This is a genomic window from Acidicapsa ligni, from assembly GCF_025685655.1.
GTDB lineage: Bacteria > Acidobacteriota > Terriglobia > Terriglobales > Acidobacteriaceae > Acidicapsa > Acidicapsa ligni.
In genome coordinates, this window is record NZ_JAGSYG010000012.1 from 1 (window position 1) to 3,193 (window position 3,193).

1 protein-coding gene is annotated in these 3,193 nt (G+C 59.8%); it reads right to left on the reverse strand.

The window, feature by feature from the left end; all coding sequences use genetic code 11:
* A partial coding sequence (locus OHL19_RS22935; RefSeq protein ID WP_263360187.1) for a chitobiase/beta-hexosaminidase C-terminal domain-containing protein occupies positions 1-3,160 on the reverse strand: 3,160 nt, incomplete at its 3' end.
* Positions 3,161-3,193: the final 33 nt, after the last annotated feature.

Genomic DNA, 3,193 nt, shown 5'->3' on the forward strand with positions numbered 1-3,193 from the left:
CAGCAATCGCCTTCAGGGTTGCAGTCGAATTTACCTTAACAGGAGCCGTATACCTGGTAGATGCGGTGTTTGGTGTTGTGCCGTTTGTTGTGTAGTAGATTACGGCTCCTGCTGTGGTGTCGCTGATGGTTACGGTCTGAGCTGTTGTATAGGTTCCGCCTGCTGGGGAGAAGGTTGGTGCGGCGGCGGAGAGGTTGATGGTGTAGGTTGCGGAGGCGACTGCGCTGTTGGTGTAGCCGGATGCTGCGGCTATGGCTTTCAGAGTCACCGTTGCGCCAACCGAGAGCGTTCCTGTGTACTTCGCAGAGGAGGTCGTTGGAGTGCTGCCGTCGGTGGTGTAGTAGATGGTTGCGCCCGCGGTCGAGTCCGAGATAGTTACGGATTGTGCGCTGGTGTATGTGCCGGTCGCGATGCTCAGCAGCGGTGTTGCGGCTACTTTGCTGGCGATGTTGATGGTGTACGCAGCGCTTGCGACTGCGCTGTTGATGTCGTTCGTTGCAACCGCGATGGCGTTGATCGTCTGCGTGGCGCTGACAGCGATCGGAGCGGTATACCGGGTTGACGAAGTCGTCGGCGTCGATCCGTTGGTGGTGTAGTAGATTGCGGCTCCCGAGGTCGCATCGCTGATCGAGACCGTCTGTGCCGCGGTGTATGTGCCGGGCGCAACGCTGAAGGTGGGAGTCGCTGCCGTGGCTGCGCCCGTGGTGCCGCTGGTAAAGTCCAGCGCTGTGGCCGACAGCGGCGGCAGCGTGATGGAGGTCGGATTGGTCAGCGTGGCGCTGGTCAGTGCCACCTTGGCCGTGGCCGTATTGCTCGGCGTGCCGGATGGAGATTCGTTCAACAGATCGGGAGAGCTCGGCGCGTACTGCCGCTGGATCACCGTGCCGCCGGGGATGTTGGTGCCGGAGAAGGTGACCGTGTGGCTGGCAGATAGATCCGTGTTGATCAGCACCATCGAGCGGTTGTTGCCGTTCTCGAAGCAGAACGAGTAAAGATACGGCACTGCCGTGGTCGCCGGTACTCCCGGAGGAACCGAGGTTCCATTGGTCGCGCTGCCTGCGAAGTTATACGTGACATTGTTCGAGATCGGGCAGGAGTACATCGGCCCGATGATCGATTGGTTGATCAGCGACAGCCCCAGATATTGCGGACGCATGTTATTCGTCGCCCCGCCCATATCCACCGCGATGCCCCAGACCTTGTCGATGTTTCCGTTCAGAGAGTTGTTCTGATACTCCGACAGCGAGAAGTATGAGTCCGCCAGGATGCCGAAGTGCTGCATGTTCAGCAGCGGCTGCAGCGCGGAGATCACGCCCGTGCCTGCACCGGCGGCGATGGCATCCAGGTGCGATTGATCGATCGATCCCTCCAGAGTGCCCGAGCCCCACTCGTAGATGTTGACTCCGCAGGTGGCGCTGCCCGTGGCTCCGCAGGCGTTCAGGTTCTGGTAATCGTTCAACGACTGATAGAAGTGCGATGGATCGGTGGCGCTGGTGACCTTGTTGTAAATCTCCACGAAGTCCGGCTGCCACAGGGCAAGATCCGTAGAGAACGAACTGACGTTCTGATAGGTGTAGTCTTCCAGCTCGATCGAGTCCGGATGAGCCCGGGTCGCGGCTGTATCCATGGTGTAGCTGACGCCGGTCTGCGCGTTCATCACCAGGTCGAACGCACTCTGCGTGTAATACGGATCGCTGCGCATGGCCTTGAAGATAGCCGCTGCGCGGATGCTGTAGTCGTAGTAATACTCGTTGTTCGGCGCGCTGGTGCGATCCGGCAACGACTGGCCGACGAACGACGAGCCGTTCCAGCACTCGTTACAGAAGGAGAGATGGATCTGGTCGAAGACGCTGGTCCACGGCGCGCTCTGCCCCAGGGCCGCGCGGCGGCTGCCGCCGGCGCTGGTCGAGGGACCGGCCAGGAAGTCGATCAGGCTGGCTGCATCCTGCGTGCTGATGGTCACCGGCACTTCGAAGTAAGGCTCCGCGTTAAGCGCCTTGCAGATGTTCAGATAGTCCTCAAGCGAGAGCTGGACCTGGCCCGGACCGGTAGGGCCGATGGTGTAGCTGCCGCCGCTGGCCGTCGGCTTGTGCGCATAATCGGGAGCCGTCCAGTTGGCATACGTCTCGCCATTCTGGCCCAGCCAGTCGCGCAGCATGCCGGGGTTGCCGCCGCTCTGCATGTTGTAGTAATTCTTCAACGCGTCGAAGACTTCATCGCGGAAAACAGTGGTATTCGTCGGGTCCGTGTTCACCTTCTCGAAGCTGACGTTATCCAGATAAACCGCGCCGCCGCTGACGGAAAACGCCACCTGCGCAGTGCCCGGGGAGGTGCCCTTCGCCGTCTCCGAGGCCGAGCAGGAGATTGTGTACTGAGCCCATGCCGAGGTCAACGCCTGCGTCTTGGTGCCGCAGTTGAAGCCGCCCGCGGACAAACGCTGCGCGGATACCTTCAAGGCCGGGGCGCCCGAGGCAGCCTTGGCCCAGAACGAAATCTCGTACGTGCCGTTCATCAAAACAAACAAATCAAAATTCGTGCCCGAATCGTAATACGACGTCACCGTGGCCGTAGAACCGGACGCCGTCGCATCCATCGTCAGCGACTGCGTGCCGCAGGTGGCGCACAGATCTGTCGTGTCCGAGGTCAGCTTGCCGCCGCCCGAGATTCCAGCCCACATGCCACCGCGGCTGCCCTCCCACCACGACTCCGGCGTAGAAGCAAACGACTGGCTCAGAATCACGATATCGCCCACCGCAAACGGAGCCGGGCAGGCTGTCGACATCGTAAAACTCGGATTGGTCTGCGTGTTGGTCGGATAATTCGGGCCCGTGTTCGATGCAATCGTGCCCGTGCATCCCAGCTCCGCACCGCCCGATTGCGAAGCCACAATCTGGAACGTTCCACCCGTCCAGTAATTCGCCGGCTCTCCATCCCACTGATCCGGATCCGTGAAACCCGTCGCCGTGCCCGCCGTCGTCAAGGCCCAGATCTGGTTATCTACCAACGGCTCAAAACCAGGATTGATCGAACCTATCAGGTTCTTCAACAACTGACCGTTATCCCAATAATTAATCGACCCAAGATTCAACCCAACTCGCTTCGTCGTCGGACGCACAATCGACTGATCATTCAATACAACACTCTGACACTCAACTCGCAAGATACATAACTGCACAAACAGAAACGAAAGAAA